Source organism: Capilliphycus salinus ALCB114379, from assembly GCF_047276495.1.
Classification (GTDB): domain Bacteria; phylum Cyanobacteriota; class Cyanobacteriia; order Cyanobacteriales; family Microcoleaceae; genus Capilliphycus; species Capilliphycus salinus.
In genome coordinates, this window is sequence record NZ_CP178543.1 from 4,000,907 (window position 1) to 4,014,120 (window position 13,214).

8 protein-coding genes are annotated in these 13,214 nt (G+C 39.1%); 5 read left to right on the forward strand and 3 right to left on the reverse strand.

The window, feature by feature from the left end:
* Positions 1–160 precede the first annotated feature (160 nt).
* Both ACL6C3_RS16600 and ACL6C3_RS16605 read left to right on the forward strand, forming a co-directional pair.
* A complete protein-coding gene (locus tag ACL6C3_RS16600; RefSeq protein ID WP_413160037.1) occupies positions 161–3,118 on the forward strand; it encodes an NACHT domain-containing protein in 2,958 nt (985 codons plus the stop codon).
* Between the two features lie 76 nt (positions 3,119–3,194).
* Complete coding sequence (locus ACL6C3_RS16605; RefSeq protein ID WP_413160038.1) at positions 3,195–3,860, forward strand: SDR family oxidoreductase; 666 nt, start codon at positions 3,195–3,197, stop codon at positions 3,858–3,860.
* A 33-nt stretch (positions 3,861–3,893) separates the two neighbouring features.
* Here the strand turns inward: ACL6C3_RS16605 and ACL6C3_RS16610 are convergent, their stop codons facing one another.
* Positions 3,894–4,814, reverse strand: coding sequence for a pyridoxamine 5'-phosphate oxidase family protein (locus tag ACL6C3_RS16610; RefSeq protein ID WP_413160039.1), 921 nt, complete (start codon positions 4,812–4,814; stop codon positions 3,894–3,896).
* A 201-nt stretch (positions 4,815–5,015) separates the two neighbouring features.
* On the opposite strand from ACL6C3_RS16610, the gene ACL6C3_RS16615 reads away from it, so the two are divergent.
* The gene (locus ACL6C3_RS16615; RefSeq protein WP_413160040.1) at positions 5,016–6,377 is read left to right on the forward strand and encodes a mechanosensitive ion channel family protein; all 1,362 of its coding nucleotides are present in this window, start codon (positions 5,016–5,018) and stop codon (positions 6,375–6,377) included.
* A 283-nt stretch (positions 6,378–6,660) separates the two neighbouring features.
* On the opposite strand, the gene ACL6C3_RS16620 is transcribed toward ACL6C3_RS16615, so the two are convergent.
* A complete protein-coding gene (locus tag ACL6C3_RS16620) occupies positions 6,661–7,203 on the reverse strand; it encodes a hypothetical protein (protein ID WP_413160041.1) in 543 nt (180 codons plus the stop codon).
* 337 nt (positions 7,204–7,540) lie between these two features.
* On the reverse strand, positions 7,541–7,702 hold the full coding sequence (locus ACL6C3_RS16625; protein ID WP_413160042.1) for a hypothetical protein: 162 nt from the start codon (positions 7,700–7,702) through the stop codon (positions 7,541–7,543).
* Positions 7,703–7,932: 230 nt separating this feature from the next.
* Here ACL6C3_RS16625 and ACL6C3_RS16630 point away from each other — a divergent pair, with 230 nt between their 5' ends.
* Together ACL6C3_RS16630 and ACL6C3_RS16635 are read left to right on the forward strand one after the other, a co-directional pair.
* Entirely contained in the window at positions 7,933–9,282 is a 1,350-nt protein-coding gene (locus tag ACL6C3_RS16630) for an AAA-like domain-containing protein (RefSeq protein WP_413160043.1), read from the forward strand.
* A 1-nt stretch (position 9,283) separates the two neighbouring features.
* Entirely contained in the window at positions 9,284–13,186 is a 3,903-nt protein-coding gene (locus tag ACL6C3_RS16635; RefSeq protein ID WP_413160044.1) for a Swt1 family HEPN domain-containing protein, read from the forward strand.
* Positions 13,187–13,214: the final 28 nt, after the last annotated feature.

A 13,214-nucleotide genomic window follows, 5' to 3' on the forward strand; every position in this document is an offset into this window, starting at 1 on the left:
AACAATTAGGTTGAAAACCTGTGTTATTTCTAACTTTTGGTTTGCTTCCCGTTTGCTATGTTTATAAGATAAAGTGACAAGATTCCCCCAATCGAATTTTCAGCTTGACGCCGCCAAGCCAGATATAGACTACACTTGAGAGATAGGGGAAGTTGTTGAGATGGGGGATTCCCCCAACTTTGTTGAAAAAATGCCGCGAACCAGTTATGGCCCTCAGGCCAAAAAACGCACGAAACAGCTACTCGCCGCTTTGCTAGACTATGCAAACGATGAGTTAGACTGTGATGAAATCGCCCTGGAACGCTTGCAACGAGAGATTAAAACCGATTGGAAAAATGACCGACAATTAATCGTACAAACGAAGCTGCGGTTTCTCGAAGCGTTGATGACACTGACGGAAAATCCTCTAACTATTCCTCAAATTAAAGAAGCTTTAAATCGTCTAACGGATTTTTTAGAAATTTTAGAAGATCATCGTCCGGTGCGACGGGGTTCGGAAACTTGGCATTTTACCCTAACATTTTGGTACAAACGACGCGATCGCACAGCTATTTTACAACAGTTTGATCAAGAATGGCAACAACGACATCCTCAAAAATACAAACGAATTTATCCAGAAGATCAACCGCCTCAAACCCCGAAAATTTCTGATGATTCTTTCCCTCAAAACCCGATCAAAAATCAACAGTTTTATCGTTGGTTTCAATGGGTTAAAGACAGTCTGGAGACGCAACAAATTCAACGTTTAACAACAAATCCGTTAACGGTTAGTGATGGTGTTACCTTTGAACTTCAGGAAGTTTATGTTCCTCTCTGTTTGGTCAAATGGCGATCGCAAACGGAACTACAAAGTGATGGCAGTTGGGAAATTAATGATGTTGAGAATATTGACAGTATAGATACAATCAACCCCGAGTTATTTGTACAACAATTACTTTCGGTAAAAAACACTCAACGCATTGCTATTATTGGAGAACCGGGATCGGGAAAAACGACCTTATTACAACGAATAGCGAAAGAATTGTTAGAACATAAATTTTTACCAATTTGGATTAGTATGGCAGATTTACAAGGAGAAAATTTAGAAGATTATTTACTCAATGATTGGTTAAAAGCTGCCACGCGCCAAGTTATTATTTCTCCAGAATTACAACAAGAGTTTGCGGAATTATTTCAACAAAAACGGGTTTGGTTGCTGTTAGATGCAATTGATGAAATGGGGATTGAATCCAGTTTAGCTTTAAGTTCAATTGCCCGTCAATTGCGGGGGTGGATAGCAAATGCTCATATAATTCTCACCTGTCGGATTAACGTTTGGGAAATGGGTAAAAATCCCCTAGAAGATTTTGTAACCTATCGGAATCTTAGCTTCTGTAATCACAATTATCAATCGGATAATCAAGTTGAACAGTTTATCAAAAAATGGTTTCAAGAACAGCTTTACCGGGGAAATAGTCTTTGTGTTGAACTTGAAAAACGGGAACGTCACCGAATTCGGGACACGGTAAAAAATCCCCTGTGTTTGGCGCTTATTTGTCGAATTTGGACGGTGATGCAAGGTAATTTTCCCAGTACAAAAGCTGCACTCTATAATCAATTTATACAGGCACTTTATGAGTGGAAACAGGATAGATTTCCGACCAGTCTAGCCGAGCGTCAACGATTAAATCAAGTTCTCGGAAAGTTAGCATTAAACGCATTTTATCAAGTTGAGATGAAGTTTCGTTTCAGTCAATCTTTTATCGAAAGCGTTCTTGATACCGATGAAATTGACTTATTTGCTTTAGCTTTACAACTCGGTTGGTTGCATCCTGTCGGGATTTCTTCGACAACAGGAGATCGAGTTTATGCTTTCTATCATTCAACGTTTCAAGAATATTTTGCGGCTCAAGCGGTTGAAAATTGGCAATTTTTCATGGATAAATCTTCTCCTCAACTGCCGATTTTTGAAACGCAATGGCGAGAGATTATTTTACTTTGGATCGGTCGGTTAGATATAGACAACTCAGAGAAAGAAGAATTTCTCCAAGCCTTAATAACCTTTGATGATAATTGTGGGCAATTTTATCAATATCAAGCCTACTTTTTGGCTGCTTCTGGATTGCCAGAATTTACCGAATTTAGTCAAGCCGATCAAATTATTCATCAATTAATTTGCTGGTGCTATGGTGAATTTGATCCGACGCTACGAAAAAGAGTAATGTTACCTGGGCTGATTGTAGAAAGAGCAAAAAATACCCTATTTTCTACAGACAGACAGCGAGTGATTAAACACCTAGAAAACTTTGTCCAATCCATCAATTATCGGCCGCTTTCTTGTTGGGCTGCTTACAGTTTAGGTAAAAGTTTTGACCGGGGTAACAAAGTTGCAGAAAAGACTTTATTAAAATTATTAGAAACGGCATCGGAGGATACGACTCGGATGGAAATTGCTTACAGTTTGGGACAGGTGAATATTGCTCATCCTGTCGCGATCAATACTTTAACAGACATTTTACATTCTGCTTCCCAAGATAGTCTTCGTCGTAAAGTCGCCTATCGACTGGGAAAAATAGACCCCGGAAATACAACTGCAATTAACACTTTAGTTAATCTGATTCAATCTCCTTCAACCTCAAAAAAAATCCGGTCGCGTTTGTTCAAAGATTTACGAGAAATTAAACCCGAACATCCTCTTTTAAACTGTTACTTTACCGGGAATAAATCTTCCTCTCAATCCTCTAAAATTAAAGGTAACAAAAGACAAAATAATCTCGATAAAACCCGGGATATCTTAGAAAATAGACTGGCTACAGCATCCGAGATGACATTAAAACGAAAATATGCAATTTCTTTACTTAAACTACAACCCGGACATGAACAAGCTATCTTAATTTTAATTGAAAGTTTACAGATTTCTGAACAAACACCAGGAGTTTATAAACGCACCGTAGAAATTTTAATAAATGGACTGATTTCCGAACAGTTTTCTCAAGTTGTGACAGCATTAAAAAATTACGCAATTGCAGCCAATCAAGGCGAGCGTTCTCCGCAAACCCTAGAAATTTATAAATTGTTGTGGTATGCTGCTCAACAGATGTCCTATGCTGATTTTTATGCAGCTTGGCATCAGGTTTAAATTAGATTTGACCTCTTTCCCGAATCAGTTTAAACTCTAACAAACAGATACTTTTCTGATTTGGAGAGAATTCAAAATGGCAACTTATCTGGTCACGGGATCAAATCGAGGAATTGGTTTAGAATATTGTCGCCAGCTTCAGCGTCGAGGAGATGATGTCATTGCGGTTTGTCGTTCAGTTTCCGATGAACTAAAAGATTTAAACGTGCAAATCGAAACGGATGTAGATCTGACTTCAGAAGCTTGTGTTTCTGACTTGGTTGAACGTTTGGGCGATCGCAAAATTGATGTATTAATTAACAATGCGGGAATTGTCGAAAGAATTAGCCTTGAAAACCTTAATTTTGAGAGTATTCGCAAACAATTTGAAGTCAATGCAATTGGGCCTTTACGGTTAACTCATGCGTTACTCCCTAACCTAAAAAGCGGTTCAAAAGTAATCCTAATGACCAGCAGAATGGGTTCAATAGAAGATAATACCTCTGGGGGTTCTTACGGTTATCGAATGTCAAAGGTAGCCTTGTCAATGGCGGGAAAATCCCTATCCCTTGATTTAAAACCTCGTCAAATTGCAGTGGCAATTCTGCACCCCGGATTGGTCAAAACTCGGATGACAAACTTTACAGACTCGGGAATTACTCCCGAAGAATCCGTCAAGGGGTTACTGGCTCGAATTGACGAATTAAACCTAGAAAATACCGGAACATTTTGGCATTCCAATGGCGAAGTGCTACCCTGGTAATTCATTTTTTATTGAGTTTATCCACAAAAAAAACTAGGAGGGATTGTGAGGAGAATAATCAATAAATTCCCAATCAAAGGATTGGGTGAGTTGAGTCTCTAACCACTGTTTAACGGTAAAATTCCAATAGCGTTTTGTCCCTCCAGTTTCGTGAGTCGGATCGTCTAATTCCCACAAGATTTCAGCCTCACCTGTGAGTTGTAAAATCCGATTATTCTGAAAATCTAAAAACACCAATCCCGCCCGAGGATTAACGGCAAAATTTCCGAGTGTGTTAAACATACTATTCCCCACATAGTCAGGAATTCGCAAAGTTTTATCATCCAAAACTCGCACAAAACCCGGATTTCCTCCTCGGTGAGACGTATCAACACCTCGACTCGGATAAGCGCTGACAACAAAGAATGTATCTGATGAATTAATCAAGATTTTATGAGCGGCTTCTAATTGCTCTCCTTGACGTTTTATTGCTATCAAATTAGAGCTTTTTGTCTGAACTAAATGTCGCCGTTGAATGTACTTTGAACAGTTGGGATAGGACTCCTCAACCGCAATTTCTAATTGTTCATGGTCCTGTTTAACAATGCGTCCGTTAATTCGCACTCGGCGACGATTCTCTAAGTCAATCAACAGCAAACCCACCCGAGAATCATGTTGAATATTCGTCCAAAAGGGATCGTAAAAATTGCGAAATATCCGAGTTAAATTAAGTTGAATTTTTTGTAAATTTACCACGTTTACAAAATCCGGAGATCCTAATAATACAGACGCCCACAAATTTTGTTGAGGATCAATACTTCCGAGTATCACCATCGGTTGTTGTTCAATAAATTTGATAGCATTTTCGGCGATCGCCGACGCAATAATTCGACCATTTTTTTGGGCTGACTGGGTTTCCCCAACCCGTTGCTGTACCTCAAGTTCACCCTCGTGAAATGGAGACTCTGAATTCATGTGTTACCTCTGGTTAACCAGCCAAATCTCAATAAAAATGAGAATACCTCTCAATGCTGAGTAAAGCCTGATAATTGGGTTTGAAGCGTCTCAGACAATTATCTATCTTAGGATAGAAGTAAAATCGCTCCAAATAACTTATCTTATTTGTGTTATTTTTTAAGCTTTGATTAGACTTGACTGTTAATTAAAATTATATAGATGAGACATTTAAAGTTATTATTGCGTCGAAAAATTTGGCTACCCTTAACTCTTTTTATTGCTGTAACAGCATTGTTTTTCATTACTCCCCTGACTTTGGCTCAAACTGAAGATGTTGCCGTTCCTACCCCGCAACAATCACCCGCGAGTCCAGCCAATCAAAGTCAAGACGGTTTATATTTTTCCGATGTTTTAGTGCGAGGAAGACCCATTTTTCAGGTAGGAAGTTTAGCCGAAGTTAGTGCTACAAATCGCGCTCAAATTATTAACCGCAGAATTACGAGTTTAATCTCTCAAACGGATACTGTTCCCCCCGTTACAGTTAATCTCAATCCCAATCAAAATATTGCGACGTTACAGGTTAGAAATCGCATTTTAATGACCGTAACTCAGCAAGATGCTGAAGATTTTGGTTTGGAATTAGAAGCCCTCGCGAAAAGATGGGCCGATCAACTCAATGAAGCCTTTGATAAACGCCCCTTAGCTATCGATGTCGGACAGCGTTTGTATGAAACTATCCGTCAATTTTTCAGAGATACGATTAGCAATTTACCTGCATTTATCGGCTTTTTAATCGTTATTCTGTTCACTTGGGGAATTGCTAGCGGTGTTCGCTACGCTGCTTTTAAATGGGCGCAAAAAACCGAAGGCGATTCGACCACCGAAATTTTAATTGGGCGATTAAGTTATGGCGGGGTTTGGGTGCTGGGAACTATTGTGGCTTTGGCTGTTTTAGGATTGGATTTTGCCGCCCTTTTGGGTGCTTTGGGACTAACCAGCGTCGCCATTGGTTTTAGTCTCAAAGATGTTTTAAGTAACTATATTTCTGGGGTAATTTTACTCGCGGCTCGTCCATTTAGAATTAACGATCAGGTAGTAATTGAAGATTTTGAAGGAACGATTACTCAAATTCAACTGCGGGGAACAACCCTAAAAACTTATGACGGGCGTTTGGTTTATATTCCCAATCAAGAAGTCTTCCAAGCCAGTATTATAAATAATACCGCTTCTCCCCGCCGTCGCAGTTCAGTAATTGTGGGAATTGATTACAGTGAAGATCTCAGTACCGCCCAGAAAATTATTTTAAATGTTCTCAATAAAATGTCGGATGTCGAAAACAATCCCGAGCCTGATATTTTAGTCAAAGAATTAGCACCCAGTACCGTTAATTTAGAGGTGCGGTTTTGGGTTGATTCTCGACGGGCGGGCTATTTAGCAACAACTTCCAACGTCACTCAAGCCATCAAGGAAGCCTTAGAACAGGCAAATATTGATATGCCAACTGATATTTATACCCTGGTTTTTCGCAATTTACCCAATCAAGTTAATGGTAGTGTTACCGCTCAATTAAATCAAGAATAAAGCGGTCTTTTTTCGGGCGGGTTCCGAATAAATTGGCGGCTGAAAAGCACTGCTGATATCATCGCTATTCAACCTTTTGGCAGATTGGCAACTCTGACAAAGGCAGCTATATTAATCTACGGTTTGGATTCATTTTTTATCAGGATAATTCAAAGGATATGACTTCAACCTTGCTGGCGAGCAATACTATTGAAGGTACTGAAGGAGAGATAATTAATCCTCGAATTTTTGCTCGCCTTAATTGTATGAGAGGAGAAATGATGACAACTCAGAAATATTCCCATCACTTCAACTGTAGAGATTGGTCGAGTGAATAAACTTTAGTCTGTTTTTTTGAAGTTCTTTTTTTGGACACCACCGGAGCTTGACCATCAACCCAATCAAAAGAATTAAGAAATTGGGCGACATTGGACGATTTGGCAAGTGAAGGCGTCGGCATTCGTACCATGAGTACATAAAGACGGGAGTTCGCCAGAAAAACTCTCACTTTCATTAATGAACCATTGGAAATTTCTATGTCCGTTTCTTGACCGACAACACCCTTTAAAGTAATTTGACGTTTGGAAATAACTTTCGCTTCCGGATTGTTAGTAAGTATACCTTCATTAAATTTATCATAGAAGATTTCGGCTTGCTCGGGAGTCAAAGATTTGGGGACAAAAGAAAGATCGTTTGTATAGGCAACTAAGTAAGAAATTCCGTTTTCATCGGAGAGAATATACCTTTGAACTTTAAACTGATATTGACCTTCGGAATTGTCAAGAGTTTCTTGTTGGGGATTTCCCGGAGGCATCAAAACGGTAAAATTAGCCTCTTTTGAAGTCATCTTTTGCCATTGTTTTGGGTGTGATGAAGAGGTAAACACCGTTTGCGCTTGCGCCGCAGATTCTACAAACGGAAATCGATGGTTGCTGAAAGATTCCAGGAAAAAGGGATTGGAAAACAATAGAGTCAGCGTAGCTACTTTTAGAAATTTGGGGAAAAACATAATCTAGAGCCATTGTAGAAGTTAAACTGGAGCGAGCCTATCAAGTGGGTTTTAACATTTGTTCGCTCACAATAACCTATTTCCCGCTTTGAGGAGCTTATGCAGGTTTGATGGAAATTGAAACCGGATCGGGAGTAGCCCAACCGATAAATTACCAAAACTTGGGGGAGAATTCTTAAACTTTTCTACCAAATCCCAACGGTAAAGGCGTTGTGCGCGAAAATTCACAAACCCCATACACGGCGATCGCGTGCTTGCAGTCGCCTCCGCCCTTTCCAGGCGGACTACCTGCGACTTTTGGAAAGATTTTGCCGCCTCCAGTCTTGAGCGGTATCATCCTTGTACAGGGCGATCGCCATACTTACTGAAGTTTTTATTCATTTGTAGTACAGAGACTAAACAATTAAACTGGAAAAACAATGTAAAATTGATGAATTAGAAAAGATATTTTAAGAATTGTAGGCATTGACAACAAATCTATCTTGACCCACAATCAAATTTAAGGGTTGCTCGGGTTAATAGAATTAAAATACAATCAACTGTAACCGTTCTCAGTGTTATAGGAACATGAATGATCGTTCTAACAATCGCATTTTACTAAAAGAATACATCACCAGCCTAAGTGATGACGAACAAAAATGGTTTGAAGTTTTAGCGCAGTATTTAATTCAGAGGGGATGGACTACCGATCTTCCGGTTAGCCAATTTTTAAAAATCTTGGAGGGGAATCAACTTCATTTTTCCGATGAAAACAAACCCAGACATTTTTTAAATAATCTCGAAAAACAGGGATTAATTGAAATTCAACGAGGAAAAGGTAGACGACCCAACCGAGTCACCCTCAAATACTATACCTATAGAGGGCCTTCTTTAGAAGGATGCGTTCCCCTAGACAGTCCTCTTTATGTCAAAAGAAGTGCAGACTCTCTTTGTGAACGCTATTTAGACCAAAGTATGAAACCGGAAAAAACGGCTGCTTTTTTAAAAATAAAGGCGGCCAAACATACGGGTAAAACCTCTTTGCTCATCCGATTACAAAATCATGCTAAAAACAAAGGATGGTCTGTCGGTTATGTAGACTTAGAAAGCAGCAAATTTTCCGGGCATAAAGAAATATTTGATAACATAGACCGCTTTTTAGATCGGTTTACAGAAATCGTTTCTCAAGCTTACCAATTAGAAATCAGTTCAAGATCGAGTTTGTTAGATAAATTAAGTTCGGGTGAGCGATGTACCCGTTACTTAGAACAACAGGTTTTTAAACCCATTAAAAAACCCAAATTATTATTAATCGACGGCATCGACCAAATTTATGGAAAAGAAGTTCAAGACGACTTTCTCTGGCTATTGCGGACTTGGTTTGAAGAAAAAATGAAAAATTTGTACGGACAAACTGTGGAATGGCCGAGTCTTGTCATTGCTTATTCTACAGAACCCTATTCCCAACATAATTTTAGAGAATCTCCCTTACAAAATGTGGGTACATCAATAGAATTAGATGATTTTACAGCAGATCACCTGTTAGGATTATCTGAAATTTATGGTTTGGAGTGGTGCGAAGGAGTAGAAAATGCAAACAAACTGATGAACTTATTAGCAGGACATCCTTATCTGGTGAATCTGGCGCTTTATGACATGGCGACGCACAACATTAATATCAATGATTTTCACACTCAAGCAACCTTTCTCCCTTACAAGCCGTTTAATAACCATCTACAAAGATATTTAGAGATTTTGAATGAAAGCCCAAATTTGCAGGGAAGTTTGATAAAAATTATTCGAGGTGAAACGGCAGACTTTGATCGCTTAAACCTGGAAAAATTGGCAAAATTGGGTTTAATTAAATTTGAACTGGGTCAACCGAAGATTCGCTGCGAACTGTATAAAATTTACTTTGAAAATAATTTGGGAGTCTAAAATGATGAATATTGAAAACTACTTTTGTTGGAAAGGTGGCACTTTAGAGGACGAGCAAACTTATGTTGAAAGAAAAGCCGATCAAGACTTGTATAATTTTGGGCAAATTATCCACCGAGAAAAGCGCGTTTGTTTTGTGTTAGCTCCCCGACAAATGGGAAAGTCCAGCTTAATGAACCGCACCGTTAACCATCTTCGTCAGGACAATATTGCTTGTGTTATGGTTAACCTTCACGGTTTAGGAAAAGTGAATGCTGAGGAAGATTTTTGGTTTACTCTTTTATACCGAATCTGTGTAACTAGACCCGACTCAGAACCTTTAACATCACAACTGTTAGACTTTTGGGAAAGCCACAAACAATTACTGTCCAGCGAGATTTTTACTCTTTTTTTAGTCCGGGTAATTTTATCGAACTTAACCGAAGATAAGCTCGTTATTTTCTTAGATGAAGTTCAATCTTTAATTCGCTGGAATTTACAAGATACATTCATCAGATATGTGAGAGCAATTTCTGATAACGTTGAAAATCCCGCCCTTCAAAAGTTGAGTTTTGTGTTACTGGGAGTCGCAAAACCTTCAGAATTTACCCAAGATAGCGATGCGAATCTCAATCTGGGAACCAAAACCGAACTCGATTATTTATCAGGAGATTGTATCCCGCTACAAAAAGGATTAGAACCGATTGCATCAGAACCAAAAAAGTTAATTGATAGAATTCTCTACTGGACGGGAGGACAACCGTTTTTAACCCAATTTTCCTGTCAATTATTAATTGAAAATTTGCGTTCTCCCAGTCCGAATTTAGAAGATGATATTGATTTTATTATCCGCAAACATTTGTTGAATCAATGGAGAAATAACGATCCCCAATATCATTTTCAAGGAATAGAAAACTTATTTATCAAAATCAATCCCGAGCAAATTTCTAAAAAACTTGAAGTTTTAACGCTTTATGAAAAAATTTTAAATCAAGATAACATTAAATTTAAGCCCCACGATGAAAGTCAAGCGGACTTACTGATGTCTGGATTGGTTGTTAAATCCTTTAACGGTCCGGTGGCTCAATTAAAAATAGCCAATAAAATTTACCAGCAAATTTTTAATTATGAGTGGATTGATGAAATGCGAGAAAAACTAGCCGGTGGAACCGGACAAACAGAGGATGAACCAGCAGACGAGATAGAAAATACCAATATTCAAGAATTAGAAAATTCGGCGATTGTCAAGAAAGGTCTGAAAATACTGGCAAAAAGTCTCAGACCTTTTGTTAATAAACAAATGTCTAAATCTTTGGGGAAAGAATGGAAAAATCTTCCGGAAGTCAGAAAAATTATTCGTCCCGATGAACAACAATATCCTCTAAAAGTTCTCGACTCTCAAAAACTGCTGAAATTAATTGTTCAGAACTGGAATACAGTTTTCAGTCAAGTGTTAAACATCAAACATAAAAACTGGGTTTACGAACTTCTCACCACCCGAAACCAAGAAGCACACGAAGTAGAATTTGATGACAAAATGACTGAACGGGCGCTCGATACGATAGAGTGCTTGCTTAGAGCAATCGGGGCGACGGATGAAGCCGCCAAAGTTGATGGAATAAAAATGAATAAGTTTCCTCGAATGATGAAAAACCCACAACCCAACAGGATGAAGGATGGGATACAGTTTGAAAAGAAGGCGAATACAAACCAACAGGATAATAATTTTATGGATACCGCCACCCGAATCGCTACTATTTTGGAAAAGCGTCAACCAAGAGGGAAAAAAGTTCGTTCTATTATTACCCATCTGGAATCTCTAGATTCACAGTTGAATAACATGGAGGGCTATCGCAATCGAATTTTAACTCAAATTGATGATATCGCCGTCATTGAAAAACTGCGAATACTTCAGTTTGACCCGATGAAAAACAAAGTTAAACAAAATATTCAACAGCTAGAAAAGCTCCATAAACGATTTTCCCGCCAGACTTTAACCATTGCCTTTGTTGGTCGTGCCGGACAGGGTAAAAGCCGTTTTATTCAAACCTTAACAGGACTGACTGACGTTGAAGTTCCTGATGGTAATATGAACAACTGTACCGGGGTGCGCGTCACCATTTCTCACGCTCCAAATCGTTCCACTTCTGGAGAGGTCTACTTCCACACGGAACGCTCATTTTTAGAACATAATATTTATCCCTACTACGATTTTTTAAACCTGGGAAATAAGCCGAAAAATTTTGCAGAATTTATTAACACATCCCTCCCCCCACTAACGCTGAATACCTCGGAAGCGAAAGCCCTCTACGCTCATTTGGACAAGTGCCACACCAATCATAGCAGCTACAGCCATTGGCTACAACAATCATCGCCCAAGCAAATTTCGCGGGAAGAAATCAGAACCTATGTGGCTCAAACGGATGAAGCAAACCATCAAAATTTATTTAACTATTTGGCGGTTCAGGAAGTTAAAATCTTCTGTCAATTTCCCTGCGAAGATGTGGGTAAAATTTCTTTAATTGATTTACCAGGATTGGGAGATACCGTACTCGGAGATACAGAAAGGCTGCGTCAAAGTCTCGGACAAGATGTAGATTTTGGCTTGTTTATTTATATGCCTGACAAAAGATTGTTGCAAGAACCGGATTATAAACTCTACGACACGGCGAACTCTGCTTTGGTGGAATTACCGATCAAAAAATGGTCGTTTATGGTGTTGAATCGAGTCAGCAATCCCAAACCGGGAATAGCAGAAAATGGCATACACTGCGAAGAAGCGAAAAATAGAATTGATACTGAAGGGCGGATTCAAGTGGCTCGTTGCGTGATTGCAAATTGCGCCGAAACTAACGAAGCGGCAGGGGTTTTAAGCCAAGTTCTTGACTATTTAGAAACCCATATTTTAGACCTAGATGGAGAATATGCCGAGCGGGTTAATCGGGAGTTAAAACAACTGCAAACCGAAATTAATACGTTCTTGGATAAAGCCCGTCACGCTTTCATTTCCAGTCCTAAATCAATCACTGAAGTTGTCGCTTTTCGCAATTTATTTAAAGAGTTTGACAACTCGATAACCTTTGGTTTGAGGAAACTCGTTCAAGAACTCTGTCCGGAAGAATTAGATGCCGATCAAAATCAAAAAGATGCCGATTTCTTTGGAACAATTATTGATTCGCTGATTCAAAAATGCAATGAAGACACGGGCATTCCTTCCCAAGAGGAAATTTGGCAGATGTACTATAGTTTGGGGGCAGGCGCCACCTGGGGCGGAGTTTTCCGAAGTAATTTGAATGCGATCAGAACCCATTTAAGAACTCACTTTAGATCGGTTGACAACGGTTTAAAAGACTATGTAGATGCGGCCAAAGCTAAAGTCGCCGATGTTTTTACTCAAACCAGCTTGGGAAATTTAACTTCGGCTAGAGGGATAGAATTTATTGATTTTATGGCCAAAGAAATTCCCGAACATTATCCCGTTCTTAAATCTGCATTTCAAACCCTTGTATCTTTTGAAATGTCATACCGTTCCAATTTTCAACATAGAATTCTCAAAGCCTTAGAACAACTCAATCCCGACCGGGCCGGCGATGTTTTCTCGGTCAAAGACAAAACTGAGGAGGAACTGGTTAAATTAATTCATCAAGTGCTGACAACTTTTCATAGAAATACAGTTTGTGCTTGTCGGGAAGCGCTAGAAAAATTTGAAGGAGAACCCAGTTTGGCCGCCTTTGCCGTGATTGATGAATTTGTCGATGAAGTTGTTCGTTCTCAAGATATCGATAAACAATGGGAGGATTTTATGCGGGAGAGAAGTACAGAAATTTGGCCGAATAATTTCGGAGAAAAAGTCGGTTTGGAAAAGCGGGAATGGGAACAATTAATTGAACAAGCGATGGCGACTAATCAAGTCGAATTCATTTAGCGATCCCGATTGTTAAACTGTCTAAAAA